This window comes from Saccharopolyspora sp. NPDC050642, from assembly GCF_040654735.1.
In the GTDB taxonomy this organism is placed as follows: Bacteria; Actinomycetota; Actinomycetes; order Mycobacteriales; family Pseudonocardiaceae; genus Saccharopolyspora; species Saccharopolyspora elongata.
The window spans coordinates 50233-76323 of sequence record NZ_JBFAIN010000012.1; the positions used below are offsets into that span (position 1 = coordinate 50233).

General features: G+C 71.1%; 24 protein-coding genes and 1 pseudogene. 14 read left to right on the forward strand and 11 right to left on the reverse strand.

The features are described 5' to 3' along the window. Positions 1-94 precede the first annotated feature (94 nt). The 3 genes from AB0H93_RS20090 to AB0H93_RS20100 all read left to right on the forward strand — a co-directional run bounded on the left by AB0H93_RS20090 (position 95) and on the right by AB0H93_RS20100 (position 3760). Positions 95-469 carry a VOC family protein gene (locus AB0H93_RS20090; protein ID WP_358574399.1) on the forward strand — a complete coding sequence of 125 codons (375 nt, stop codon included), beginning with the start codon at positions 95-97 and terminating at the stop codon, positions 467-469. 484 nt (positions 470-953) lie between these two features. Further along, entirely contained in the window at positions 954-2624 is a 1671-nt protein-coding gene (locus tag AB0H93_RS20095) for a class I adenylate-forming enzyme family protein (RefSeq protein WP_358574400.1), read from the forward strand. Between the two features lie 80 nt (positions 2625-2704). Then, the gene (locus AB0H93_RS20100) at positions 2705-3760 is read left to right on the forward strand and encodes a methyltransferase (protein ID WP_358574402.1); all 1056 of its coding nucleotides are present in this window, start codon (positions 2705-2707) and stop codon (positions 3758-3760) included. A gap of 53 nt (positions 3761-3813) precedes the next feature. Here the strand turns inward: AB0H93_RS20100 and AB0H93_RS20105 are convergent, their stop codons facing one another. Next, positions 3814-4128 (reverse strand): helix-turn-helix transcriptional regulator, encoded by a 315-nt coding sequence (locus AB0H93_RS20105; protein ID WP_358574627.1) that lies wholly within the window; start codon positions 4126-4128, stop codon positions 3814-3816. 132 nt (positions 4129-4260) lie between these two features. Further along, positions 4261-4778 (reverse strand): annotated as a pseudogene (locus AB0H93_RS20110) (cupin domain-containing protein); the annotation flags it as partial. Between AB0H93_RS20110 and AB0H93_RS20115 the strand changes: the two are divergent. Next, the gene (locus AB0H93_RS20115; RefSeq protein ID WP_358574403.1) at positions 4777-5610 is read left to right on the forward strand and encodes an NAD(P)H-binding protein; all 834 of its coding nucleotides are present in this window, start codon (positions 4777-4779) and stop codon (positions 5608-5610) included. The pseudogene AB0H93_RS20110 and the gene AB0H93_RS20115 overlap by 2 nt on opposite strands. A 244-nt stretch (positions 5611-5854) precedes the next feature. Beyond that, positions 5855-7471, forward strand: a complete 1617-nt coding sequence (locus AB0H93_RS20120) for an FAD-binding oxidoreductase (protein WP_358574404.1) — start codon at positions 5855-5857, stop codon at positions 7469-7471. A gap of 53 nt (positions 7472-7524) precedes the next feature. Here the strand turns inward: AB0H93_RS20120 and AB0H93_RS20125 are convergent, their stop codons facing one another. Next, complete coding sequence (locus AB0H93_RS20125) at positions 7525-8421, reverse strand: NAD(P)H-binding protein (RefSeq protein WP_358574405.1); 897 nt, start codon at positions 8419-8421, stop codon at positions 7525-7527. A gap of 103 nt (positions 8422-8524) precedes the next feature. Between AB0H93_RS20125 and AB0H93_RS20130 the strand changes: the two genes are divergently transcribed. Both AB0H93_RS20130 and AB0H93_RS20135 read left to right on the forward strand, forming a co-directional pair. Then, positions 8525-9493 carry an Lrp/AsnC family transcriptional regulator gene (locus AB0H93_RS20130; RefSeq protein WP_358574407.1) on the forward strand — a complete coding sequence of 323 codons (969 nt, stop codon included), beginning with the start codon at positions 8525-8527 and terminating at the stop codon, positions 9491-9493. A gap of 275 nt (positions 9494-9768) precedes the next feature. Next, entirely contained in the window at positions 9769-9981 is a 213-nt protein-coding gene (locus AB0H93_RS20135; RefSeq protein ID WP_358574408.1) for a hypothetical protein, read from the forward strand. Between the two features lie 82 nt (positions 9982-10063). Here the strand turns inward: AB0H93_RS20135 and pcaB are convergent, their stop codons facing one another. Both pcaB and AB0H93_RS20145 read right to left on the reverse strand, forming a co-directional pair. Continuing rightward, entirely contained in the window at positions 10064-11455 is a 1392-nt protein-coding gene (gene pcaB / locus AB0H93_RS20140; protein WP_358574409.1) for a 3-carboxy-cis,cis-muconate cycloisomerase, read from the reverse strand. Continuing rightward, entirely contained in the window at positions 11452-13395 is a 1944-nt protein-coding gene (locus AB0H93_RS20145; protein WP_358574410.1) for an FAD/NAD(P)-binding protein, read from the reverse strand. Before AB0H93_RS20145 ends, pcaB begins: the two co-directional genes overlap by 4 nt. A gap of 248 nt (positions 13396-13643) precedes the next feature. Here AB0H93_RS20145 and AB0H93_RS20150 point away from each other — a divergent pair, with 248 nt between their 5' ends. The 5 genes from AB0H93_RS20150 (at position 13644) to AB0H93_RS20170 (ending at position 17987) form a co-directional block, all read left to right on the forward strand. After that, positions 13644-14879, forward strand: a complete 1236-nt coding sequence (locus tag AB0H93_RS20150) for an aspartate kinase (protein ID WP_358574411.1) — start codon at positions 13644-13646, stop codon at positions 14877-14879. 13 nt (positions 14880-14892) lie between these two features. Beyond that, positions 14893-15705 (forward strand): 2-amino-3,7-dideoxy-D-threo-hept-6-ulosonate synthase, encoded by an 813-nt coding sequence (locus AB0H93_RS20155; protein WP_358305957.1) that lies wholly within the window; start codon positions 14893-14895, stop codon positions 15703-15705. Between the two features lie 86 nt (positions 15706-15791). Then, complete coding sequence (locus AB0H93_RS20160) at positions 15792-16901, forward strand: 3-dehydroquinate synthase II (protein WP_358574412.1); 1110 nt, start codon at positions 15792-15794, stop codon at positions 16899-16901. 196 nt (positions 16902-17097) lie between these two features. Continuing rightward, a complete protein-coding gene (locus AB0H93_RS20165) occupies positions 17098-17571 on the forward strand; it encodes a MarR family transcriptional regulator (RefSeq protein WP_358574414.1) in 474 nt (157 codons plus the stop codon). After that, a complete protein-coding gene (locus AB0H93_RS20170) occupies positions 17568-17987 on the forward strand; it encodes an organic hydroperoxide resistance protein (RefSeq protein ID WP_358574415.1) in 420 nt (139 codons plus the stop codon). Before AB0H93_RS20165 ends, AB0H93_RS20170 begins: the two co-directional genes overlap by 4 nt. Before the next feature lies 1 nt (position 17988). Here AB0H93_RS20170 and AB0H93_RS20175 read toward each other — a convergent pair whose 3' ends face one another. From AB0H93_RS20175 to AB0H93_RS20185, 3 genes are all read right to left on the reverse strand, one after another. Next, positions 17989-18318: a DUF202 domain-containing protein gene (locus AB0H93_RS20175; RefSeq protein WP_358574416.1), complete on the reverse strand. Its 330-nt coding sequence runs from the start codon at positions 18316-18318 to the stop codon at positions 17989-17991. Between the two features lies 1 nt (position 18319). Then, positions 18320-18712 (reverse strand): DUF202 domain-containing protein, encoded by a 393-nt coding sequence (locus AB0H93_RS20180; protein WP_358574417.1) that lies wholly within the window; start codon positions 18710-18712, stop codon positions 18320-18322. A gap of 98 nt (positions 18713-18810) precedes the next feature. After that, positions 18811-19218: an SSI family serine proteinase inhibitor gene (locus AB0H93_RS20185; protein ID WP_358574419.1), complete on the reverse strand. Its 408-nt coding sequence runs from the start codon at positions 19216-19218 to the stop codon at positions 18811-18813. A gap of 287 nt (positions 19219-19505) precedes the next feature. Here AB0H93_RS20185 and AB0H93_RS20190 point away from each other — a divergent pair, with 287 nt between their 5' ends. Then, a complete protein-coding gene (locus tag AB0H93_RS20190) occupies positions 19506-20816 on the forward strand; it encodes an MFS transporter (RefSeq protein WP_358574420.1) in 1311 nt (436 codons plus the stop codon). 361 nt (positions 20817-21177) lie between these two features. Here AB0H93_RS20190 and AB0H93_RS20195 read toward each other — a convergent pair whose 3' ends face one another. The 3 genes from AB0H93_RS20195 to AB0H93_RS20205 form a co-directional block, all read right to left on the reverse strand. Next, positions 21178-22887 carry a long-chain fatty acid--CoA ligase gene (locus tag AB0H93_RS20195; protein ID WP_358574421.1) on the reverse strand — a complete coding sequence of 570 codons (1710 nt, stop codon included), beginning with the start codon at positions 22885-22887 and terminating at the stop codon, positions 21178-21180. Positions 22888-23008: 121 nt separating this feature from the next. Continuing rightward, positions 23009-23725 (reverse strand): MerR family transcriptional regulator, encoded by a 717-nt coding sequence (locus AB0H93_RS20200; protein WP_132491174.1) that lies wholly within the window; start codon positions 23723-23725, stop codon positions 23009-23011. 233 nt (positions 23726-23958) lie between these two features. After that, positions 23959-24660: a flavin reductase family protein gene (locus tag AB0H93_RS20205; RefSeq protein ID WP_358574422.1), complete on the reverse strand. Its 702-nt coding sequence runs from the start codon at positions 24658-24660 to the stop codon at positions 23959-23961. Positions 24661-24919: 259 nt separating this feature from the next. On the opposite strand from AB0H93_RS20205, the gene AB0H93_RS20210 reads away from it, so the two are divergent. After that, on the forward strand, positions 24920-26053 hold the full coding sequence (locus tag AB0H93_RS20210; RefSeq protein ID WP_358574423.1) for a CaiB/BaiF CoA-transferase family protein: 1134 nt from the start codon (positions 24920-24922) through the stop codon (positions 26051-26053). Positions 26054-26091: the final 38 nt, after the last annotated feature.

A 26091-nucleotide genomic window follows, 5' to 3' on the forward strand; every position in this document is an offset into this window, starting at 1 on the left:
GGGGATGCTGGTTGCGAGCCGGTCGGAGACCCGCCGAAGAAGGCGGAAGTCCTTTCCACCGGCCCCAATCACCCGATTCCCGTTAGGAGCTGTGGTGTCCACAAACGTAGTCGGACCGGACTTCCTGACCCTGCAGGTGCGCGACCTGGAGCGGGCGCGGCGGTTCTACACCGAGGTCGTCGGATTCTCCACTGTGGAATCCAAGGTGCCCAACGCGGCGGTGCTGGCCGCCGCGCCCATCCGAATCGCGCTGCGCCAGGCCACGATCGACCTCGACGAGGTCGCCAAGGTCGGGCACGGCGTCGTCGTCTGGATCAAGGCGGAGAACCCCGACAAGCTGCACGAGCAGCTCACCGCCGCCGGCGTGCCGATCAGCAAGCCGATCTGCGACGGTTCCTGCGGCCGTGAGTTCATCTTCGAGGACCCCGACGGCTACCTGATCACCGTCTACGAAGGTCAGCCCGGCTAGCAGGCTCGTCCTGCGCGGCGGTGCGGGTGGCCGAACCTCAGGGGCCTTCTCGCCGCGGCTTCGCGAGAAGCCCTCTGAGAGATTGTTTCCAAACTCGTTCTGCGTAGCTGTGTGGGTGGCGGAACCTCAGACGCCGCCTGGCTGTGGGATCCCCGACTTGTCCAATACGCGGCTTCGGGGCTGTCCTCGCCAGGCGACGTCTGAGAACCCGCGGCGGTGCGAGTTGCGCAGGCGGGCCGAGCGGCTTCGCCGCTTCGAAGAACAAAGCCTGCGGTACCACACCCGACTGCACCACTTCCAGAACAGCCTCTGAGAACCCGCGGCGGTGCAGGCCTGGTCCCGCGCCGCCGAAGAAGCAAGGCATTGTCCCCTGTGGACGATTGTGCCCGTCGGCGCGGCCCCGTTCGCGGTGCGCCGTGCCGTTTCCTCCTGCCGTCCGCCCTGGCCGGTTCGCGCCCCGGGCGGTCCCCGAAGGAGCACCAGCATGATCGCACTCGAGAACATCCGTCCCGACGCGCGCCTTCCATTACCCGCGCGGCTGAAGTTGCTGCTGGACCGGGAACTGGGGATGGGCAACTTCCTGGACCGCGCGGCGGCGCACAACCCCGCCCCGGACCGGGCGTTCCTGTTCGCCCAGCGGCCGGAAGGCGAGATCGAGGCCTACAGCCTCGCCCGGCTGGTGGAGGTGCGCAACGCCTACGCGGCCTGGTACCACGCGCACGGCGTCGGCAAGGGCGACGTGGTGGGCGTGCACGTCCCGGAAGGCGTCGACTCGTTCCTGCACTTCCTGGCGTTGACCTCGCTCGGCGCGATCGCCGCGCTGGTCAACGGCCGGATGAAGCCGGAGGTCGCGGCCGAGTACCTCGGCCGCATCGGCGCGCTCGGCGTCGTGGCCGACGGGCCTCGCCTCGAGCGGCTGCGCGACGCCGGCCTGGACACCGAGCGGCTCGCGTTCCACACCGAGCCGGCCGCGTTGCCCACCACGCCCGCCGCAGACGCCACCCATCCCGGCGTCTTCCCGTACGTCCACGCCGACGACGACCTGGTGATGGTCTGCCACACCTCCGGCACCACCGGCCCGCCGAAGGCCGCCAGCTTCGGCCACCGCCAGTTCTTCCTCGGCAAGCGCGGGCGGCTGTGGAACTTCCCGCCGGCGGCCCGCAACCGCCTGCTCACCGCGCTGCCCCAGTCGCACTCGGCGGGCATCAGCTACCTGATGACCGCGACCCTGCTCGGCCTGCCGACGCTGGTGATGGCCGACACCGGGGGCCCGGCGGTGCGGGCGGCGATGCGCCGGTTCCGGCCGACCATCATCGCCGCGTTCCCGCAAACCTGGGCCGACCTGGCCGAAATCGGCCTGGACGCGGCCGACGCCCGGCACGTGCACACGTGGATCAACACCGGCGACGCCGCGCACGAGGCGCACATCAAGGCGCTCATCCAGCACGGCCGCCGCCCCGGCCTGCTCCGGTCCCGGCCGGGCAGCCGGTTCATCGACGGGCTCGGCTCGTCGGAGATGGGCATGGCGCTGTTCCGCAAGGTCAGCGAGCTCGGCAGCACCGACTACGGCCGCTGCGTGGGCACGCCGATCAAGGTGGTGCGCCGCGCCGTGGTCCTGGACGACGACGGCCGCGAGCTCGGGCCGGGCCGCGCCGGGCGGCTGGGCGTGCTGACCCCGACCCGGACCCCCGGCTACTGGAACAACACCGAGCAGACCGTGAAGTCGTCGTTCGCCGGCTACTGGCTGACCGGCGACGTCGTCTACCGCGACGAACGCGGCCGGTTCATCCACCTCGACCGGGTGCCCGACGTGATCCGCACCTCCGGCGGCCCGGTCTACAGCCTGCCGCTGGAGGAGGCGATCCTCATCGGCTGCCGGTTCGCGGCGGACTGCTCGGTGATCGGGGTCAGCGATCCCCGCTCGCCCGGCGCGCAGGTGCCGCTGGCCGTGGTGCGCCTGCACCCCGACGCCGTGCCGGTGGCGGACCTGACCGCGTCGATCAACGCGGCGCTCACCGCCGCCGGACTGTCCGAAGTGCACGGTGCGGTGGTCGCCCGCGACGACGCGGACTTCCCGACCGGCGCCACCGGCAAGGTCCTCAAGCGGCAACTCCGCGAACGCTTCGCCGACCACCTGATCACCACCAACGTCTGACGCCCGTTCTACGAGCGGCGCAAACCGTTTCTCGATCACTGCGCCCGGGCGTGCCTGCGCCCGGATGGGGAAGGGGAGTCATGAACGAACCCGGCTCGGCGACGCCCTACGGCGTGCTCTCGGAGGGAACGCAGGCGCCGCCCGCGGTCCGCATGTACGAAATGCTCTACAGCTCGCTGGTCAGCCAGCTGCTGATCGCGGTGGCCGAGCTCGGCGTCGCCGACGCGATCCACGGCGAGCCGACGCACGTCGACGACATCGCCGCGCGCGTCGAGGCGGACGCCGACAGCCTCTACCGGGGCCTGCGGGCGCTGGCCAGCGTCGGGGTGTTCACCGAGGTCGAGCACCGGGTGTTCGACCTGACGCCGCTCGCGGCCACGCTGCGCAGCGACGGCGAGGGCTCCATGCGCGCCCTGGCCCGCTACGTCGGGCTGCCGGAGCGGCAGCGCTCCTTCGGCGCGCTCGCCTACAGCCTGCGCAGCGGCCGCCCGGCCTTCGAGCACGTGCACGGCCGCGGGTGGTGGGCGCACTTCGCCGACCACCCGGAGCTGGCGAAGCTGTTCAACGACGCGATGGGCAGCATGGCCCGGATGGTGAACTCGGCGATGCTGGAGGCCTACGACCTGACCGGCGTGCGGCACCTCGTCGACGTCGCGGGCGGGCAGGGGCACCTGGTGGCCACCATCCTGGCGCGCTACCCGGAGATGACGGCGGAGGTCTTCGACCTGCCGCGGGTGGTGCCGGAGGCCGAGGAGGTGCTGCGGGCTGCGGGCCTGTCCGACCGCGCGAAGTGCGTCGGCGGCGACTTCTTCGACTCGGTGCCGACCGGCGGCGACGTGTACGTGCTGTCCTGGACCATCCACGACTGGAAGGACGAGGACGCGATCAGCATCCTGCGCAACATCCGGGCGGCGATGTCGCCGGAGAGCAAGCTGCTGGTGATCGACGAGGTGCTGCCGCCCGGCGACACCCCGCACTTCGGCAAGTTCGAGGACATCGTGATGCTGAGCCTGCTGTCGGGCCACGTCCGGACGGAGCCGGAGCTGACGGCGCTGTTCGAGAAGGCGGGCCTGCGCCACGAGGAGACGCGGGCGACGAGCTCCCCGACCAGCGTGCTGGTGGCGTCCCCCGCCTGACCGTTCGCGAGGACCGTGCCCGGCCGGGCACGGTCCCCGCTCGGTCATGTGTCCTATGTGGATTGCCCGCACCGGATCGCACATTCGGCTTCCTGGCGGTACTTGCTAGGGCTGACGCCGTGGAACCGCTTGAAAGCCGCGCTGAAGCCGAAGGCGTCCGCGTATCCGACCCGATGCGCTATCGCGGCGACCGGGTCGGTGGATTCGGCCAGCAGGTCGGCGGCCAACGTCATCCGCCAGTCCGTCAGGTACGTCAGCGGCGGCTCGCCCACCAGCTTGGCGAACCGGCCGGCCAGCGTCGTGCGCGACACCCCCGCCTCGCGGGCCAGGGCGGCGAGCGTCCAGGGCTTCTCCGGTGCGGCGTGCATCGCCCGCAGCGCCGAGCCGATCGCGGCGTCGCCCAACGCCCGGATCAGGCCGGGGGCAACGGATTCCGGCCGGTCGAACCAACCCCGCAGCGTGCACACCAGCAGCCAGTCGAGCAGCCGGTCGAGCACCACCTGCCGTCCCGGCGGGCTCGCGGCGATCTGCGAGTCCAGGAAACCGCGGATCGACGCGCAACCGTCCCCGTCGGGCACCACCAGACGGGCGGCAGCACGCCCAGCAGCCGTTGCGACACCTTGCCCCGCACGCGGTAAGTCGCGGTCAGCAGCACCGTGCGATCGGCTGACGCCGCGCGCCCCGGTTCGGGCCGGTCGGAGATGGCGAAGGGCCCCGGGCCGCGCGCGATCGCGGCGTCACCGGCCCGCACCAGCCGCGGTTTCCTGCCGTCCCCGAAGGAAATCCAGCCTGCGGCCCGCAGCGGCGCCACCAGCGTCAGGGATTCCGCGTCCCCGAACCGCAGCGCCCACGGCGGGGAGAGCTCCGTTCGGCTGAAACCGGCGCCGTCCGCGCGGACGCCCCGCAACAGGTCGTCGAACGGGTCCATGAACTCCACGATAGCGGCGGACGATCGGACATGTTCCGCGTACGACGAGCCATGGCCGCCCCGCGCCGCCGCCGGTTGACTGCTTCCCATGACGACACAAGCAGATTCGATCCTGGTGCTGGGAGCGACGGGCAAGACCGGACGACGGCTGGTGAGCACGTTGCGCGCGGCGGGCGAACACGTCCGGGCCGCGTCCCGCTCCGGCGAGGTGCGGTTCGACTGGGCCGACCGGGGAACCTGGCCGGTCGCGCTGGACGGGGCCTCGGCGGTCTACCTCGTGGCTTCCGAGAACCCTGCGCTGACAAGGCTTTTCGTCGAAAATGCGGTCGCGGCGGGTGTCCGCCGCTTCGTGGCCCTGTCCGGGCGCGGCATCGGGCTGGTTCCCCCGGAACCCTTCAAGAACGTGGTCGCGGCGGAAGAGGCAGTGCGCGACTCCGGCGCGCAATGGTCGATCATCCGGCCGAACAACTTCAACCAGAACTTCGACGAGGGCCTGTGGCGCGCGCCGCTGCGAGCAGGTCTGCTGGCCCTGCCCATCGGCCCCGCACCGGAGCCGTTCATCGACGTCCAGGACGTCGCCGACGTCGCGGCGGCCCTGCTGACATCGGACGGCCACCACGGGAAGGTGTACGAGCTCTCGGGGTCTCGGGCGCTCACCTTCGGGGAGGCCGTCGAGATGATGGCCGATGCCGCGGGGCGGTCCATCCGCTACGCGGAGCTCACGCCCGAGGAGTACCGGGCCGAGCTCGTGGCCGGGGGAGCGTCGGAGGACGAGGTCGAGGAGGTCGACGCGATGTTCGCCGCGATGCGCGCCGGGCACCTCGCCGAGCCCACCGACGCGGTTCGGCAGGTGCTCGGGCGCGCACCGGTCGACTTCGGCGACTACGTCGCCCGGGCCGCCGCGGCGGGCGCGTGGTCGTAGTCGCGAGGCCGGGTCCCGTTGTCCGGGGAGGCCGAACGGAGCAGCCACCGAGAGTGAGTCAATCACGTGATCACGTGATGTCTTTTGGCGCAGGGATCTACACGATTGGGTGTAGCCGCCCGTGATCGACGCTGCGGCCGCGACTCTGCGTCATCCGTCCTTTGCTCCATGAGGTCGATGCCGGTCCGGCCTGTCCGCGGATCGCGACGGCGCAGGGGACCAAGTCACTCTCGGAGGAGTTCGCATGAGCGCGTTATCGCGCCGCAACCTGCTCACCTGGACTGCGGCGCTCGGCGGCTCGGCCGCCGTCCTCTCCACCACCGAAGCACTCGCAGCACCAACCGTCCCGCAGCAGGTGGGACCGGCCGCCAACCCGGCCATCACCGTCGGCCCCACGGACGTCCGCTTCGCCGGCCTGACCCGGGGCCAGAACCAGCGATTCGTGAGCAACCCCGAAAGCGTGTGCCTGCCGTCCACGACGGAGCAGGTGGTCGCGGCCGTCAGCGACGCGGCGCGGCGCGGCAAGCGCATCGGCGTGCGCAGCGGCGGGCACTGCTACGAGAACTTCGTCGACAACCCCGACGTGCGGGTCCTCATCGACATGACGCAGATGAACGCGATCGCCCACGACACCAAGATGAACGCGATCATGGTCGAGGCGGGCGCGGAGCTGGGCGACGTCTACGACACGCTCTACAAGCGGTGGGGCGTCTGCCTGCCCGGCGGCTCCTGCTACACCGTCGGCGTCGGCGGGCACGTCACCGGCAGCGGCTACGGGCCGCTGAGCCGCCGGCACGGCTACATCAGCGACCACGTGTACGCGGTGGAGGTCGTGGTGGTCGACGCCGGCGGGAACGCGCGGGCGATCGTCGCGACCCGGGAGGCCAACGACCCCAACCGCGAGCTGTGGTGGGCGCACACCGGCGGCGGCGGTGGCGCTTTCGGCGTGGCCACGCGGTTCTGGTTCCGCGCCCCGAACGCGACCGGCACCGACCCGGCGAAGCTGCTGCCGGTCCCGCCGCGGGAGGCGTGGATCCACCGCCGCGAGTGGGCCTGGGACCAGATGACGCCCGAGCGGTTCGCCCGGCTGCTGCGCAACTACGGCACCTGGATGGAGCGCAACAGCGGCCCGGACAGCCCCTACACCGGGCTGTTCTCCCGGCTGGAGCTGACGACCCGCGCGTACGGCCCGTTCCACCTGGTCGTGCAGATCGACGCGGGCCTGCCCAACGCGGCGCGGCTGCTCAACGACTTCCTCAACGCGGTCGGCGAAGGTGTCGGCGTGACGCCCACCGTCACCGACCACCGGAAGCTGCCGTGGCTGCACGCGACCGGCTGGCCCGGGATGTGGATGAGCAACCCGACCGACCGCTACAAGTACAAGTCCAGCTACCACCGCAAGGGCTTCACCGACGCGCAGATCGCCGCGCTGTACGAGCAGCTGACCAACACCGACTACGCGCAGCTGCCGTTCGTGGTGTCGATCGCGTCCTTCGGCGGCAAGGTCAACACCGTCGCGCCCGACGCGACCGCCAACCCGCACCGCGACTCGGTGATGAAGCTGCTGTGGGGCACCGCCTGGCAGGGCGCCGCGGACGACGACCGCCACGTGGGCTGGCACCAGCGGTTCTACCAGGCCGTCTACCGGGACACCGGCGGCGTGCCGGTGCCCAACGACGTCACCGACGGCTGCTTCATCAACTACTGCGACATCGACATCAGCGACCCGGCGTGGAACGCCTCGGGCGTCCCGTGGCACGACCTGTACTTCAAGGGGAACTACCGGCGCCTGCAGCAGGCGAAGAAGGCCTACGACCCGAGGGACGTGTTCAAGCACGCCCAGTCGATCAGGCTGCCCTGACCGATGCGGCGCGGCCGCGAGTGGCGCCACCACCCGCGGCCGCGCCGTCGTTTTCAGCGTTCACGGCCTGTCGTCTGCTCGTGCTGGACCGGCTGGGGCAGGACGCCCGTGGTGGATTGGAAGTCGGTGGCGTGGTCGATCACCCATTGCCGGAACGTCCGAGCCGGTGTGCCGGTCACCGCCTCGATCGTGGTGGTGATTTCCGGTACGGGCCACGTGATCATCGTGGCGTAGGCGTCGAGCAGAACGTCCACGAAGGACGGTGGGAAGCCGTCGGCGACCAGTTGCTGCCGGGCGTCCTGCGGGGACAGTTCCTCCCAGCGCAGCGGGCGGCCGATCGCCTCGCCGATGATCCGCACCTGCTCGGCTTGGGAGAGCACCTGGGGTCCGGTCAGGCGGTAGGTCGCCCCGTCGTGCCCGTCGCTGGTCAGGGCCTGCACCGCCACGGCGGCGATGTCCGCTTCGTGCAGCATCGCCAGGGGGAGCTCGCCATATGCGCCGCGCACGACGTCGCCGGCCCGGATCTGCTTGGCCCACCACAGCGCGTTCACCGCGAACGTGCTCGGCCGGATGACCGTCGACTCCAGACCGCGCTGCTCGATCAGCTGCTGTTGCTGGTCCATGGTGAGGTCGCCGACACCGCCCGAGCCGAGGAACACCACGCGGCGGGCCTGCGTCGCGATCACCTCCAGCACCGCTGGCAGCACCTCGCCGGTGTGCAGCGGCCACATGAGGAACACCGCGTCCACCCCGCGCAGGCAGCCGTGCAGGGACTCCGGCTCGGCCAAGTTCCCGCGTACCACCTCGACGCCGTCCGGCAGGTCGGCCATCGCCGGGGTGCGGACCATCGCGCGAATGGCGACATCGGGCTTGGCGAGCAGGTGGGCGAGTATCTGCCGCCCCACATTGCCGGTCGCCCCAGTAACCAGAATCGTGGCTCGTGCTGTCATGACGTACTCCTCTCGTCGTCACGACAACGATCGCCACAGGTGCGATCCTCCGTCGTCTATCAGGCATTTCGCGGCGGTTTCCGTCGTGAACTAGCGTGATCAGATGGAATCCGTCACCCTTGACGACGTCGATCGCGGAGTGGTGCACGCGTTGCAGATCGACGGACGGGCCCCGTTCAGTGCGATCGCCGGTGTGCTCGGAGTATCGGAGAACACCATCGCCCGCCGTTACCGACGCCTCCGCTCGGCTGGCGTGCTCCGGGTCGTCGGCTCCGCGAACGGGTTCCTGCTCGGGTACACCTCGTGGACCATCCGCGTGCGGTGCACCCCGGATGCCGCCGGCGCGATCGCTGCCGCTCTTGCCCGGCGCCCGGACACTTTCTGGATCCACATCCTCTCCGGCGGCACCGAGATCTCCTGCAACGTGCAAGCACGCAGTGACTCAGACCGCGACACCCTCCTGCTGGACAAGCTGCCGCGCACCAGCCGCGTGCTCGATGTCAGCGCTCACGCTCTGCTCGGTGGCGGTTCCCGGCCGGGCGAGTGGACTGGTGCGCACGCGCTCACCGCAGACCAGGTCGCCCGGCTCCGGCCCATGCCACCCGCACGCACCCAGGACGCGGGCACGCTCGACGCGGGCGACCACGCCCTTCTGACGGCCTTGTCCCATGACGGCCGCGCCCCCTATGCCGAGCTCGCCGCCGCCACCGGCTGGTCGGAGTCCACCGCGAAGCGCCGCCTGAACCACCTCCGCCGCACCGGAATCCTCGTGCTCGACCTCGACATCGCGCCCGCCGCGCTCGGCTACCGCGCGGAGGCCCGGCTCTGGATGACCGTGCGGCCCGCCGCACTCGTGCGAGTGGCCGACGCCATCGCCGGCCACCCCGAGACCTCGTTCGTCGCCGTCACGACCGGCCGGACCAACCTCGTCGCTGCCACCATCTGCCGAGACAGCCGCCATCTCTACCGCTACCTGACCGAACAAATCGGATCACTGGACGACATCCACACCGTGGAAACCGCCCCGCTGATCCGCACCGTGAAACGCGCGGGCGCGGTCCTGCCCCTCTAGCGGACGACGTCGGGGCACCTGCGTCCTCGTAGGTCGAACGCGCAGTTGTTGAGCAAGCTCCAGCGCCCGACCACCCCCCGCGGCGCATGGTCGCGGTGTGCTAACAGGACGGTCGTAAAGGGCGATCGCCCTGGAGGAGGAGTGCGATGACCTCTCCGTGCTCCTGCATCGCGGGCTGGAAACAGACCGGGACCCGGGTCCACGGCGGCCGTGCTGCGCAGGCTTGTCAGCTGACTCCAGTGGCGGCGTGGGCCGTTCCGAGCGAGGAGCGAATCATGGAGATCGCCAAGAAGGTGCGACCGCCGAAAGGACTGAGCCGACTGCTGTTCCGGCTGCCGATCCACCTCTACCGGTGGGGTCTCGGGTGGCTGTTCGGTAGTCGCCTCGTGCTCGTCAACCACGTCGGCCGGGTCACCGGCAAGCCACGCCAGGTCGTCCTCGAAGTCGTCTCCCGGGATCGGGCCGCAGCTGGCAGGTCATCGTGGTGACCCGCCTGTAGCAACGCTTGCCCGGGCTGCTGCTCGCCGAAGTCCATGCGGCGCTCGCTGGTCGTCGGTGGCATCCCAGCCCTCAAGCGGGCGGCCCGTATTCGTCGAGCGCCCGTTGCACGAACCAGGACGCGGCGCCGAGGTAGTTCTGCGGGGCGAGCAGCTCCCGCACCGCCTCTGCGTCCACATCGGACTCCCGGAGCTCGGGTGCGTCCGCGAGCAGCTGGTCGAACGTGCCGCGCCCGGCGGCGGCCTCGGCCGAGATGCGGGCCAGCACCTGCTTCGCGCGGGCCTTGCCGAGCACCGGGGCCAGCGCGACGTTGACCCGCTCGGCGACGATCGCGCCACCGGTCTGGTGCAGGTTCTCCAGCATCCTGGCGGGGAACACCGCGAGGCCCTCGGCCAGTTCGGCGGCCGTGTGCGCCGCGCCGCCCGCCGCGCGCAGGCAATCCCGCAACGGCTGCCACTCGGCGTGCCAGGCCCCCGCCGGACGTTCGTCCTCGGCGAGCATGCACTGGGCCAGCACCCCCGCCGCCGGGGCGACCTGCCGGGCGGCGGCCACGACCAGCGTCGACAGCACGGGATTGCGCTTCTGCGGCATCGCCGACGAGGCCCCGCGCCCGGCCGGGCCCGGCTCGACGGCCTCGCCGACCTCGGTGCGGCACATCACCTGCACGTCCGCGCCGAACTTGCCCAGCACCCCGGCGACGACGCTGAGCGCCCAGCCGAGATCCGCCAGCGGCACCCGCTGCGTGTGCCACGGCACGGCCTGCATCGCGAGCCCGAGTTCGCCCGCCATGCCCTCGACGAGCTCGCCCACGAGATCGGCGCCGGTGGCAGCCTGCGCATATGCCGCGTAGGCGGCGGCGGTGCCGCCCGCGCCGCCGATCGACACCGGTAGCCCCTCGGTGCGCAGCCGGTGCACCCGGCGGCGCGCCTCGCCGACCCCGGCCAGCCAGCCGGCCGCCTTGAGCCCGAACGTCGTCGGCACGGCGTGCTGCGTCAGCGTCCGGCCCGCCATCGGCGTGTCCCGATGCCGCTTCGCCAGCTCGGCGAAGGCGGCCGCGCAACGGTCCAAACAGGACTCGATCTCGGCGAGCGCCCGCCTGGCGACCAGCATGGACGCGGTGTCCAGCACGTCCTGGCTGGTGCAGCCGCGGTGCACGTGGTCGGCGGCCGCCGGGCTTTCCGCGGCCACCAGCGAGGTCAGCGTCGACACGAGCGGCACCACCGGGTTGGCGGCCTCGCGCGCCCGCACGGCCAGCTCGCCGAGGTCGAACCGCTCCGGCCGGGCCACCGACTCGATCACCGCGACCGCGGATTCCGGGAGCACCCCGAGCCGCGCCTGCACCCGCGCCAGCGCCACCTCCACCCGCAGCATCGCCGCCAGCCACGCGCCGTCGGAGGTCGCGGCGTGCACGGGAGTGCCCGCCCACACAGGGGAAAGCAGGCCCGCATCCACCCCGGGTCTCATCGGGCCGCCCCCTCACGCGCTCGCCGCGGCGCGCTGGTCGGCAACCAGGCGAGCGGATTGTGGTAGTCGGCGTACAACGCGGCCCGCCGCGGGCCGGGCTCGCTGCGCGGCACCGACAGGCACGCCCGCGCGACGCTGTCCGCGTCGGCCAGGCTCACGGAGTTCACGCCGGGCCGCGCCCCGGCCGCGGTCACCCAGTGCACGGCCTCGGTCGGCACCCCGAACGCGAAGCGCCGCGGATGCGGGCGACCGGCGGCGTCGATCAGGTGGTACGGGCGGCGCGTCACCGCCAGCCCACCGGTCCGGAAAGCGCCGTCCGGATCGGCGATCCGGTACGCCACGCACTGCCCGGTCCGGCGCAGCCAGCTCAGCAGCGGATCGGCAGAACGCCCCAGGTCCGGCTCCGGCAACCGGGCCTCGATCAGCGTCGTCACCGGCACCGGCGGCGCCGCCACGCCGCGCGCGGAGACCACGAACGACGCATCCACGGCCGACACCCGCATGCCGGGGCCGAGCACGTGCACCACGCCCGCCTCGACCAGCGCGATCAGCTCGGCGATCCGCCGCGCCGGCGGGCCGATCGACAGGAACGCGTTCTCCCCGGTGTACCAGCGCTGCACCTCGTCCCGGTAGGAGCCGCCTGCGATCCCGCCGTGGTCGATGACCAGCCGGATCTCGTTGCGCAGATCCCGCAGCACGTCCAGCGCCGCCTTCAGCGGCCCGGCGACGTTGCCCAGCTCGGCCTCGACCAGATCGCGTTCCAGGTGCTCCAGCAGCCAGCCGTGGAACTCGTCGCGATCGGCGAAGACCCGCCCGGCGCAGGGGCGCGTCACCCGGTCCCAGTCCCACCACTCGCCCGGCGGCACGCCGTAGCGGCGCAGCACCCAGCGCTCGGCGATCTCGTCGTCGATCGCGCGCAGGTAGTCCCGGCGGAAGACCCGGGCGGTGCTCGCGCTGCGGTGCTGCCCGATCCAGGTCGTGTAGTACACCGCGCGGACCTCTTTGGACACCAGCGGCCACACGTCGTCCAGGAAGCCCGGCGCAGCGCCCTCGGCGGCCCGCTGCTGAAGCCCGGCGATCACCTCCGGTGTCAGGAACAGCGGTTCATGCCGCCCCGACACGCCCTTCTGGTTCCGCCCGCGCGCGTGGTACGGCACGCCCCGGCGCGAACCGGCGTACAGCACCGGCTCGCGGCCGGAAGGGATGTAGCGCAGCTTCCCGCTGGCCGGCACGAACCGGCCCCCGCGCCCGGCGGTCAGCAGCGCCAGGTAGTCGAAGAAGTTCAAGCCCAGACCGCGAAGCCCGACCGGTTCGCCAGGGACGATCGACGAAAGGTCCACTTCGGACGGATTGCTCGGCGGCACGTAGCGCAACCGGTACCGCCGCGCGAACTCCGCGAGATCGCGCGGCGCACCGGCGGACTCGGCGTCGACGTGCCCCTGCGCGAGCACCACGGCATCCGCGGTCAGCACGCTGCCGTCGGCGAGCCGGACCCGCTGGTGCTGCGCGTCGTCCTGCAGCGCAACGGCGGTCTCGGCGTGCAGCCGGACGGTCACGTTGGGCGGCGCGGTCGCGATCACGTGGTCCAGGAACCACGCCAGGTAGCGGCCGAAGGAGGCGCGCGTCGGGTAGTCGTCCGGCCCGAGCGGCACCTCGTCCGGATCGGCGCGCGCCCACTCGTGCAGGCTCGGCCCGGGCCGGATCGGCCCCTCGCACTCCACGCTGTCGTCGGTGAACACGGTGACCTGCGAGGCGACCGTGTTCATCAGCAGCAGCGAGCTCTGCCCGGTCCACCACACCCGGCCACCCGCACCCACGTGCGGATCCACCAGGTGGACCTCGACCGGCTCCGCCGGGCCGACGAGTTCGCGGCTGTTGGCACAGATCCGCTCCAGCACCATCAGGCCCCGCGGGCCCGCACCGATCACGCAGATCCGCATCGGAGTTCCCCTCGATCGCACGGCATCCTCGAATCTCCCGGCCGACAACGCACCGCCCGATTCAACGCCCGCGAGCACGCCCCGCGCAGCACGTCTTTCCGTGATATCGCGCGGCAAATCAGCCCGTCACCACGACAATCACGTGTTCCCGCGATGCCCCTCGACGAAGCGGTCGATTAGAAAGATGTTGCACGACAGAACGTTTCGTCCCGGCGTCGGCTGCGGCGCGCCCCCGCGATGAGGTGTCGATGAAACCATTGGTGCAGAAGTACGGCGGCACCTCGCTGAGCACCGCCGAACACGTTCGCCGGGTGGCCGAGCGCATCGACGCCGCCCGGCAGACCGGTCGCCCGACGGTCGCGGTCGTCTCGGCCCGCGGCGACACCACCGACCGCCTGCTGGCCGACGCCAAGCAGCTACACCCGCACCCCGCACCGCGGGAAACCGACCAACTGCTGGCCACCGGCGAGGTGGCCTCGGCCGCCCTGGTGGCCACCGCCCTGCACCGCCGGGGCACCCGAGCCGTCTCGCTCACCGGCGCGCAGGCGGGCATCCGGACCACCGGGCCGCACGGCGCCGCCCTGATCGACACCATCGACACCCGGGCGGTGCGCGCCCACCTCGAACGCGGCTCCGTCGTGGTCGTCGCCGGCTTCCAGGGCATCGACCCGGCGGGGGAGCTGTTCACGCTGGGCCGCGGCGGCTCCGACACGACCGCGGTGGCGCTCGCCGCCGCGCTCGACGCCCGGTGCGAGATCTACACGGACGTCGACGCCGTCTACACCGCCGACCCCAGGCTGGTTCCGCAGGCGCGTCCGCTGCCGGAGATCGCGGCGCCGCTGATGGCCGAGATGGCCTTCGCCGGAGCGCGGGTGCTGCACGCGCGAGCCGTGGAACTCGCCGCGGTCCGCAACGTGCCGCTGCTGGTGGCGAGCGCCATGCACGACCGCCCCGGCACCACGATCACCGGAGGGAGCCCCATCGGCATGCTGGAGAAGGAAGGCTTCGTCGCCGCGATCACCCACGACGCGGACATCGCCCGGTTCACCATCCGGCTCGACCCCGACGACCCGGAACGACCGCACCGCGCACTGCGCGCCATCGCCGACCAGATCATCCCGGTCGACCTGGTGACCTGGGCGGACGACCGGCCGGCGCTGAGCTTCACGGTCGCCGGCGCCGCCGTCCACCAGGCGCGGCGGCAGGTGGAACTGGCCGTGCCGAACGCCGGCCGCGACGTGGCGGTGCAGCGCGAACTCGGCAAGATCTCCTTGCTGGGCACCGGAATGCTCACCCGGCCGGAATACGCCGTGCGGGTGCTGCGCACCCTCGAAGAGCTGGGCGTGACCGCGAACTCCTTGCACACCAACCAGTTGCGCGTCTCGGTGCTGGTACCGGCCGAGCACACCGCGGCGGCGGTGGCCGCGCTGCACGACGAATTCGAACTGGACCGACCCCGCCCCGATCCCGTCCCCACCTCGTGAACAGGAGGACCCGGTGTCCACCACCCGATCGTTCGGCGCGCAGCTGAGGCTCCGGCGGATGTCGCGAAACGGCGACGACCGCCTGCTCCTGGTGCCGATGGACCACTCCGTCACCGACGGCCCGTTACCGACGCCCGGCGGCCCGGCGAACCTCACGCCGCAACTGGCCGCCAACGGCGTCGACGCGATCGTGCTGCACAAGGGCGCGCTGCGCTACATCGACCCGGCGGCGTTCGTGAACATGTCGCTGATCGTGCACCTCAGCGCCAGCACGGCGCACGCGCCGGACCCCGACGCCAAGTACCTCGTCGCCAGCGTGGAAACCGCGCTGCGGCTGGGCGCCGACGCGGTGAGCGTGCACGTCAACCTGGGCTCGACGGAGGAACGCCGCCAGGTCGCCGACCTCGCCGCCGTCGCGGAGGCGTGCGACGCCTGGAACCTGCCGCTGATGGCGATGATCTACCCGCGCGGCCCGCAGATCACCGACCCGCGCGACGTGCGGCTCGTCGCGCACGCCGCCACCCTCGCTGCCGACCTGGGCGCGGACCTGGTCAAGACCGTCTACCCGGGAACGGTCGAGGCCATGGCCGAAGTGGTGGACTCCTGCCCCGCGCCGATCGTCGCGGCGGGCGGCCCGCGCGTCGACGACGAAGCGAAGGTCCTCGCCCACGTCGAGGGAGTGCTGCGCGCAGGCGCGGCAGGCGTGGCGATGGGGCGCAACATCTTCGAGGCCCCGGACCCCGGGGAGCGGGCCCGCCGGGTGGCGGCGCTGATCCACCCCGCCCGCGAGTTCACCGACGACCTGGTGCCGGAACTGGCCTCCTGACCAGCCCGGCCCCACCCAGCGCGGGGGACCGCCTGCGCGAACCGAGTTCCGCCAACAGTCACCGAGACCTGACCGAGGAGCGCGTGATGAGACTGACGTGGTTGGACATCCGAGGTGTCGACGCCGAGATCAAGACCGCCATCGTCGAGGAGGCGGTGCACCAGCGGGTGAGCGCCATCGTGGCCGACGAGCCCGGCGAGCTGGTCGACCTGCCGCCGACGGTGCGCAAGGTGCTGCTTCCCCGCGGCCCGCTGCCCGACGACCTGGGACCGGCGGACGTGGACGTGGTGATCGTCGACCCGGAGCGCCACGGAGACCCGGCGGTGCTGGCGGCCCGCCACCCGGGCGTCGAGTTCGGGCCGTTCGTGGAGATCGTCGACGCGCCGACGCTGGAGGTCGCCTGCGAGGCGGCGCGCACCCAGCGGTGGAGCGTGCTGTGGTTCCGCGACCCGACGAAGATCCCGCTGGAGATCGTGCTCGCCGCCGCGGCCGGCGCCTCCGGCAGCATCGTCACGGTCGTCGAAGACGTGGAAGAGGCCGAGATCGTCTTCGGCGTCCTGGAGCACGGCTCGGACGGCGTGCTGCTCAAGCCGCAGCGCGTCGGCGACGCCACCGACCTGGTCGCGGCATCTGCGGGCGGTTCGGCCGACCTGGAGCTGACCGAGCTGGAGGTGGTGCGCACCGAGCACGTCGGCATGGGCGAGCGGGCGTGCGTGGACACCTGCACCTACTTCCGCGAGGACGAGGGCATCCTCGTCGGCTCCCACTCCAAGGGCATGATCCTCTGCGTCAGCGAAACGCACCCGCTGCCGTACATGCCGACCCGTCCGTTCCGGGTCAACGCCGGGGCGATCCACTCCTACACCGTGTCCCACCAGGGCCGCACCAACTACCTGAGCGAGCTGAAGTCGGGCAGCAAGGTGCTCGCGGTGGACACCAAGGGCCGCACCCGTGTGGTCACGGTCGGCCGCGTCAAGATCGAGAGCCGGCCGCTGATCTCGATCGAGGCGGTCAGCACGACGGGCCAGCAGGTGAACCTGATCCTGCAGGACGACTGGCACGTCCGGGTGCTGGGGCCGGGCGGCGTGGTCCTCAACAGCACGGAGCTCAAGCCGGGCGACCGGCTGCTCGGCTACCTGCCGGCGGAGGACCGCCACGTCGGCTACCCGATCAAGGAGTTCTGCCTGGAGAAGTGACCTGACGCAGGTGAAGGGCCCTCGCCGCCGGCTCCCGGCGGCGAGGGCCCTTCGCTGCGCGGGGTGGGGTGACAGGAAAGTTCCCATGCTGTCAGCCAGGCCGCGGGTGGGTCCGGTGACAGGAAAGTTCCCATGCTCACAATCGGTGGTGCACAACTGAGTTGTGCACAACTAAATTTCGCGCTACCTTGTCGATGTGGATGAGTCGAGGTTGGCGTTGGACCGGCAGGTCTGCTTCGCGCTGTACAGCGCTTCGCGGGCGTTCACCGGCCTGTACCGGCCGGTCCTGGAAGAGCTCGGGCTCACCTACCCGCAGTACCTCGTGATGCTGGTGCTGTGGGAGCACGAGTCGGTGACGGTCAAGGAGCTCGGCGCCGCCCTGCGGCTCGACTCCGGCACCTTGTCGCCGCTGCTGAAGCGGCTGGAGGCGCGCGGCCTGATCACGCGTCAACGCAGCTTCGCGGACGAGCGGTCCGTGGCGGTCGCGCTGACGGCGGACGGTGCGGAAATGCGGGCGCAGGCCCGGTGCATCCCGGACCGGATGGTGGCCGCGACCGGACTGCAGGTCGACGAGCTCGTCCAACTCAAGTCCACATTGGAACGCCTGACGGCCGCCCTGGATTCGGCGGCGCAACAACAGGCGGAAGACAAGCGGGAGGGTCAGCGATGACAGTGCTCTACACGGCCGAAGCGACGGCGACCGGCGCGGGCCGGGACGGCCGGACCCGGTCCTCGGACGGCGTCCTGGACCTCGACCTCGCGGTGCCGAAGGAGATGGGCGGCCCGGGCGGTGCGGCGACCAACCCCGAACAGCTCTTCGCCGCCGGGTACGCGGCGTGCTTCCACGGCGCGCTCCAGGTGGTGGCGCGCCGCGCCAAGGCCGACATCGCCGATTCGTCGGTCACCGCCCAGGTCGGCATCGGCCGCAACGACGCCGGCGGATTCGGCCTCAGCGTCGGTCTGGTCGTCGACCTGCCGGGCGTGCCGCGCGAGCAGGCGCAAGAACTCGTCGCCGCGGCGGACCAGGTCTGCCCGTACTCGAACGCGATCCGCGGCAACGTCGAGATCGAACTGCGGGTCGCCTGACTCAGGAGAACAGCACGTAGATCAGGCCGGAGCTGCCGGCGAGCACCGCCAAGACGGCGACCGCCGCCGGCAGCGCCCCGCCGGGCAGCGGGGTCTCGGCGTGCAGCCTGCGTTCGCCCCGGAGGTGCCGGTGCCAGACGAGCCAGCTGATGGCAAGCCCGAGCGGCAGGGTGAGCGCGGCGCAAACCGCTGCCGCGATGACGCTCTCGTGTGCGAGGAGCCGCAGGAGCACCAGCATTCCGACGACGAACGCGAGCGCGGTGCGAAGCCACGCGAGGGTGGTCCGCTCGACCTGCAGCCCCGGATCCCAGGGCCCGTCGGGGCGCGCCACGTCAGAACCCGGTCACGAACAGGAGCACGCAGGCGGCCACGCCGATCGCGCCGAGTCCGTAGCCGAGGACCGGCGCCAGCCGCGGCGCAGGCAGCGGTCGGCCGCAACGCAGCGCCCGCTCGGTGGTCCACCAGCGCGTGAAAGCCGTTGCACTGCAAAGCACCCCGGCGAGCAGCAGCAGGACCGCCAACGCGGTCCGCAGTGGACTCGGCTGACCGGTGGCCGCACTCAGCGCCTCGACGCCGACGCCACCGGCCATCAGCGCCAGCGCGGTGCGGATCCACGCCAGGAAGGTGCGCTCGTTGGCCAGGGTGAACCTCGGGTCGGGATCGGAGCCGTCCCGGTACAGCCGCCGCGGCCAGCGGGAATCGCAGTCTTCTCGATCGGTCGCCATGGGGTCACGGTAACCCGAACGGCGGTAGGGCGAGAGCGCGTGTTCCGCAGGTCACGGCACGCGTCGGGCCCCGCACGCAGCGGGGCCCGACAGCAGCCTCAGAACGAGAACACCTTGCCGGTCGCGGCTCCGGCGACGCATTCGTTCGAGTAGGTCTTCTCGAAGGTGACCGGCTTGCCCTGCCACCTGCCCTGCGCGGTGAGCGTCACCGGTCGGTACACCAGCGGACACGTGGAGTTACCGGTGCTGAGCAGGTTGAAGTCACCGTTGACGTCTCTGAGCGCCGAACACGCGTCTTGCGCGTGCGGATGCGAGCCGCCGGCCGGCTCGCACATCAGGAACGCGCTCCGGAGGTCGTCGCGGCCTTCGCCGCGGACCGAGAGGTTCATCATGCTGCCGTGCGCGGCCGACGCGGGTTCTGCGTGGGCGAGCGCCGGGGCCAGCGCGGTGCCGGCCAGCGTGGCGGCGGCGAGCAAGGTTCGGCCGATGAGCCGTTTTGCAGCCATTTCGTCAATCCTCCTGGGTTGGTGAAGCAGACGATTCGCTTCTCTTTATCGCCGAGGTCGAGCGAAATGCGGCAGATGCGACGGCGGATCACTGAAACGTGGTTCGCCCGAACCGGTTTCCATCACGACCCGTCACGAAAAGGCGATGCCCCACAGGGCGGGAAGTCGCCCACAAGCGGTGCGCTGCTCAATAAGGTGGTGGACCTTTTGTCGATCACTGGTCATTGTGGTGCGGAACCACGTGACGCCGGGCGGCTCTCCGGTGTCCGCAACAGACGGGAGGCCTGATGGCGACGGTACCTGCGGGGCCGGACACCGCCACGGTGCGCAAGGCGGCGTTCGCCAGCGCGGTGGGCAACACCATCGAGCTCTACGACTTTCTGATCTACGGCACCGCCGCGGCCGTGGTGTTCAACAAGCTGTTCTTCCCGGCGGGAGATCCCTGGGTGGGGGCGTTGCTCGCGTTCGCCACCTTCGGCGCGGGCTTCCTCGCGCGACCCCTCGGTGCGGCGGTCATCGGGCATTTCGGCGACGTGGTGGGCCGCAAGCTGATGCTGGTCATCACGCTGAGCGTGACCGGCGTGTGCACGGCGGCGATCGGGTTGCTTCCGACCTACCAGCAGGTCGGGGTCTGGGCGCCGGTGATGCTCGTGGTGCTGCGGCTCGTGCAGGGCTTCTTCCTCGGCGGCGAGCAGGGCGGTGCGGTGCTGATGGCCGTCGAGCACGCGCCGCCGCACCGCCACGGCTGGTACGGCGGGTGGACCTTCCTGGGCTCCCCGAGCGGCATGTTCCTGGCGACCGGGGCGTTCGCCGGCGCGACCGCGATCTCCGGCGACGCGTTCCTGACCTGGGGCTGGCGGATCCCGTTCCTGGTGAGCTTGGTGCTCGTGGGCGTCGGCCTGTACGTGCGGCTGCGGCTGGCCGAAAGCCCGGAGTTCGCGAAGATCCGGGAACGCGGACAGCGGGCCCGCCTGCCGGTCGCCGAGGCGTTCTCCAGCTCCTGGCGGCAGATCCTGCTGTCGGCGGGTGTCAACCTCGGCTTCAACACGTTCATCTTCATCCTGACCACGTTCCTGCTGACCTACGGAACGGAGAAGCTCGGCGTCACCCGCGACGTGATGCTGCTCGGCAGCCTGTGCGGATCGGCGGCGCAGATCGCCGGAATCCTGCTGTTCTCGCACCTGTCCGACCGGCTCGGCCGCACCAAGGTGATGCTCGGCGGCGGCATTTTCCTGGCGCTGTACGCGTTCCCGATGTTCTGGCTGCTGGACAGCGCGAACCCGGCGCTGATCGTGCTGGCGATGACGCTGGGATACGCGGGCTCGGCGGCGGTCTTCGGCCCGATGGCGGCGTTCTGCGCGGAACTGTTCGCCACGAAGGTCCGCTACACCGGCGTGTCCCTGGGCTACCAGAGCGGCTCGGTGCTGGGCGGCGGGCTGTCGCCGGTGGTGGCGACGGCACTGCTGACCGCCTCCGGCGGAGCGTCCTGGCCGATCGCGGTCTACCTGGTGATCGGCGCGCTGATCACGGTGACGTGCTTGGTCATCACCGGCGAACCGACCCGCTGGGCCCGTGAAGCGGAACCCGCAACGGCCTGACCGGCCGCCGCCGGGCGGCTGGTGCGGAACCAGCCGCCCGGCGGCGTCAAGACAGGCGCCGGAGGTGCCGGTGACTGAACCCGGGCTTGTCGTCACGGTGACGGAAGGTGTCCACCCCGGACCGCCACGGGCCTTGGTGACAGAAAGGTTCCCATGCTGCCAAGCCACAGGGCCGGATGACAGGAAGGTTCCCATCCTCGCGGCCGTCATGAGCCGTGGTGACAGAAAGGTTCCCTTGCTGTCAGGCGACAGGAAGGGAACCTTTCTGCCAAGTGGCCGGGCTGGAAGTGACAGGAAGGTTCCCGTGCTCGCACCGCAGGGACCGGGGTGACAGGAAAGTTCCCATGCTTTCGCTGCCGGGTCAGTCGCCGTAGAGCTGGTCGATGATGTCGGCGTACTTGTCGTGGATCACCCGGCGCTTGAGCTTCAGCGTCGGGGTCAGCTCGCCGCCTTCGATGCCCCACTGCTGGCCGAGGATCCGGTAGCGCTTGACCTGTTCGGGCCGGTTCAGCCGTTCGTTCGCGGCCCGCACCGCGGCCTCCACTTCGGACCGGACCGCGGGATGCGCGGCGAGGTCGGCGCGGTCCCGGAAGGCGATGCCGCGCTCGCGCGCCCACTTCGGCGCGGTGTCCTCGTCGAGCACCAGCAGCGCGACGAGGTACGGGCGGCCATCCCCGAACGCCAGCGCGTGCCCGATCAGTGGATGTGCCGTGAGCGCGTTCTCCACCGCTGTGGGCGCGATGTTCTTGCCGCCGGCCGAGATGATCAACTCCTTCTTCCGGCCGGTGATCGTGAGGAAACCGTCGGCGTCCAACACGCCGACGTCGCCGGTGCGCAGCCAGCCGTCGGCGTCGGCGGCCGGCCGGATCACCCCGTCGGGCTGCAGATATCCCGCGCACACCAACGGGCCGCGCACCAGCACCTCGCCGTCGGGCGTGGTGCGGATCTCCACACCGGGCACGGCGCGGCCCACGGTGCCGGGGCGGCGCGCGCCGGCCGAGTTGGTGGTGACGCAGCCGGTGGTTTCGGTCATGCCCCAGAGCTCGAAGATGTCCAAGCCGATCGTGCTGAAGAACTCCAGCAGGCCGGTGTCGATCGGGGCGGCGCCGCTGGACGGCCACAGGGCGCGGTCCAAGCCGATGCGGGCGCGCAGCGCCTGCTGGTTGGCGCGCTGTTCGGCCGGGATCTTCTGGAGCGCTGCGGCGAGCTTCTCCCAAATCCGGGGAACGCCGAAGAAGAGCGCAGGTCGTGCGTGGGTCAGCGCGGCCAGGATCCGGCTTTGATCGGCGCAGAAGTGCACGTGCGCGGCGTCGTGGATCGCGGCGTAGAGCCCTACCATCCGCTCCGCGATGTGCGCCAGCGGCAGGTAGCACAGGCGCGGCGCGTGCCGCTCGGGCTGCGTGATCTGGTGCAGCGCTGCGGCCGCGAAGCAGATGTTCCGGTGCGTGAGCACCACGCCCTTCTGCTCGCCGGTGGTACCGGATGTGTAGAGGATCGCGGCCGGGTGGTCCGGCGCGATCGCCGCCGCCGTCCGCTGCACCAGGTCCGGATCATCGCGCAAGCGCTGTTCGCCGAGCACCCGCAAGCGCTCCCAGGTGCGGAACCGGTGATCCGCGGACACCATCGCCGCCTCGTCCAGCACCACGACGTGCTCGATGGTGGACACGTTGCGCAGCACTTTGGACCAGCGCCGCAACTGGTCGGCGCCGTCGAGCACGACGACCCGGGCCCTGCTGTGCTGGGCGATGTAATGCACCTGGTCCTGGCTGAGCGTGGGGTAGAGGGTGCTCGGCACCGCGCCGATGTGGGTCGCCGCGACATCGATCAGCCAGTGCTCGGCGCGGTTCGCCATCATGATCAGCATCGTTTGGCCTGCTTGCAAGCCCAATGCCGCGAGCCCGGCGGCCAGCTCGTGGACCTCGTGGCGCGCTTCGGCCCAGGTCCAGGCGCGCGGCTCGCGCCCGTTGTCGGTGAGCGCAGGGCGCTGCGGGAACTCCGCGGCGTTGCGCGAGAACAGCTGCGGGATGGTCGTCTCCGACGCGGCCGTGGCCCAGGCTTCCGAGGCGCTCATCGCATCCGGTCTCCCCTCCGCGCATGCTCGGGTGTGGCATGCGTCACGACGAGATGAAACCTCATGGGAGGTGTCGTTGGCCAGCGCCGAAAGCCGGAATCGGTTGCCCGATCCGGTCAATTCAGACGTGGTCGCGGATCACGTCGTTGACGGCGCGCTGGAATCCGTTGACCAGGACCTGGATGGTCAGCGGTCGCAACTGGTCGGTCGCCGCGCGGACCCGCTCGCGCTCATCTTCCGGTCGGCCGCGCTCGACGTAGGGGCGGAGCACGTTCGCGGCGAACAGTTCGCGCAGCTCGGTCGCGATCTGCGCGGTGTGCTGCTCCACGATTCCCTTGGCCTGCAACAGCATTTCCAGCGGCAGGTCGAGGTCCAGGATCTGCAGGCCGACGCCCAGCATCGCCGGGCTGGGCAGCCGGAGCCGCGTCGAATCCGGAATCCGTTGCAGCATTCCGAGTTCGATGAGCTGCTCGACCAGCCGGTCGTCGAGGTGCCGGCCGGCGCGGCGATCGAGCTCGTGGCGCTCCAGGTCCTCGGCGTGGTCGTCCGTCCACGGCGCGATCAGCGCGCGCTGCAGCGCGAGCTCGTCCGGCGAGGCATCGGCCGGGATGCGCTCCAGGTGGCGCTCGATCGCCGACAGCGTGAAGCCGAGTGCCTGCAGTTCGCGGATCAGGTCGAGCCGGGCCAAGTGGTCGCCGCCGTAGAGGCCGAGCCGGCCGCGCAGCCTCGGCGGCGGCAGCAGGCCGCGAGAGGAGTAGAACCGGACGGTGCGCACGGTGACTCCGGCGCGGGCGGCCAGTTCGTCGATGGTGAGCTCTTCGTCCGCAGTTCGGAGCATGGCCGCAACGTTACTCCTTGACCGCTGTAACACCAACGGTGTCTCATCGACGCTGTGATCCCGGCTGTCCGGGTTCAAGCAGGTCGGACTACGTTCTTGCGGGTTCTGATCGCGGTGTCCGAAGGTGCCTGCCGCCTGCTGTCCGCCTCCGGATCTTGGTCGATCGTCATGCGGATGGCCTGTTCTCGCGTCTGCGAGAGCGGGCCATCCGCATGAACGGGCCACCGGCAGTCCTAGCCGACCCGCAGCGTCGGGGCCTCGCGTCCTCGTTCGATGTCCGGGCCGCGGTAGAACCCTTCCGGGATCTGCGCGAGCCTGGACGGGTGCACCTGCGGTCCGAGCCCGTAGAACTTCTGGAAGCTCATGATCAGCGGTCGCCACGCGTCCGGGTCGATGCGGTCGCTGGTTCCCTCCATGCGGATCTGCTCGTGCACGTGCACGCGCTGGATGCGCACCTCGAGGGCCACGATCCCGCCCCGCTGCGCCTCGTCGTCCTCGGCCACCGGGTGCTCTGCCTCGACGACGGCTTCCATCGCCACCGGGCACTCGGCCACTCGCGGCGGCGACACCGTTTCGGAGACGACCGGCGTGAGTCCCGCGCGGCCGAACTTGTCGTGCTCGGACCGGTATCCGCGTTCGTACTTGTAGGGCGGAACCGGATCCGAACCCGTCGTCAACGCCAGCCGGTCAACGGTGGACGCGAGCGAATCGGACGGCAGGTTCAGGACGCATTCGCCGGTCCGCCGCATGTTCTGCATGGTCTTCGAGTGGGCGCTCATCCCGAGCATGCCCCGCCAGCCGAGCCAGAAGGCCGATGACATCGGGGCGAGGTTGGCGGATCCGTCTTCGTTCAGCGTGGAGATCAGCACTACCGGTGTCCCGAAGTAGAGGATGCCGGGTTCGATCCGGGTATGCGTCGAGGTTGTTGCCGTCATGCGATCCATCCTTGTGGCGGGAGGGCCACCGGGCTGGCGGCAAACGGACCTCTCGTTCCGCGTGCCGACGGCACCGCTGCGGGCGCTGCGTGGGAGCCGAGTGCATGTTTCGTGTGCTGTGATGCATGTCTGCTCGAACCTGCCCGAACGCAGGGCTTTCGGGGCAGGTCAAGGCCTTGACCGCTGTAACACCAACGGTGTAACACTAAATGCGTCGCGATACTTGTGGTGCGTGACACAGGCTGCGGAGAGGTGTGGCGTGACGGGAACAGGCGGGCCGCTGGCAGGGATCAAAGTCGTCGAACTCGCCGGGATCGGGCCGGCGCCATTCTGCGCGATGCTGCTGGCCGATCTCGGTGCCGACGTGGTGAGAGTGGACCGGCCCACTGCCGCCGGAGGCAAGACCGACCTGCTCAACCGCGGCAAGCGATCGGTGCAGGTGGATCTCAAGCACGAACGCGGGGCGGAGGCGGTGCTGGCGCTGGCCGAGCGGGCGGACGTGCTGCTGGAAGGACTGCGCCCCGGGGTCACCGAACGCCTGGGCGTGGGGCCGGAGCAGTGCTGGGCGGTCAACCCGAAGCTGGTCTACGGGCGGATGACCGGCTGGGGCCAGCACGGGCCGCTGGCGCCGACCGCAGGGCACGACATCGACTACATCTCCCTCGGCGGCATGCTGCACGCCATCGGCCGCGAAGGCGGGCCACCGCAAGTTCCCGCGAACCTGCTCGGCGACTTCGGCGGCGGCGCGATGTACCTGGCGGTCGGTGTGCTGGCGGCGCTGCTCGAAGCGCGCACCAGCGGCCGCGGGCAGGTCGTCGACGCGGCCATTGTGGACGGTGCCGCGCACCTGGGCACCATGCTGTTCAGCTTCCTGGCGACCGGCGGCTGGAAGACCGACCGCGGCACCAACCTGCTGGACACCGGTGCGCCCTACTACGACGTCTACGAAACCTCCGACGGCGAATACGTCTCGGTCGGTGCGCTGGAGCCGCAGTTCTACGCCGAACTGCTGGACCGGCTGGGGCTGGCGGGCGAGGTGCCCGACCGCGACGACCCCGCGAACTGGCCGGCACTGCGCGAACGGTTCGCCGCAACCTTCCGGCAGCGCACCAGGCAGGAGTGGGCCGAGCTGTTCGCCGGCTCCGACGCGTGCGTCGCGCCGGTCCTGTCCATGACAGAAGCCGAAACCCACCCCCACGTCGCGGCCCGGGAAACCCTGGTGCGACGCGACGGTGTCTTGCAGCCGGCACCGGCACCGCGCTTCAGCCGAACCCCGAACCCGCCGCCCGGGCCGGTTGCCGAGGCGGGCGCGGACACCGAGGAGGTGCTGCGGGACTGGAAGGTCCCGCCGGAACTGCTCGAATCCGGCGCGTACGGCTCGAGGGGCCGATGAGCGGCGCCGCCGTGACCGCTCGCCGCGTGGGCGGAGGA